The 236-nt window shown below is 49.6% G+C and carries 1 pseudogene; it reads left to right on the forward strand.

The annotated features are described in order from the left end of the window. Positions 1 to 236: pseudogene (locus tag AB4486_RS23370) on the forward strand (SPOR domain-containing protein); the annotation flags it as partial.

Raw genomic sequence — 236 nt, forward strand, 5'->3', positions numbered from 1 at the left:
AAGGCTCCTGCAAAAGTAGAATCTAAGCCTGCACCGAAACCTGTGGCTGCTAAGCAAGCGGCGGCGGTAACGAGTACTGCTGCTATTCAGACATTACCAAGCGGCAACGTGAGCTCAGACGATGATCTAGAGCTCGAGATTCGCGTGAAAGCAGACATTGCGGGTAGCCAATATGCTATTCCTTACCTTCTAGATCATCAACAACAGTTCTACATGGAGCAAGGTAAGCCTTGGAG

It is taken from the genome of Vibrio sp. 10N.222.55.C6, assembly GCF_041473395.1.
Classification (GTDB): domain Bacteria; phylum Pseudomonadota; class Gammaproteobacteria; order Enterobacterales; family Vibrionaceae; genus Vibrio; species Vibrio crassostreae_C.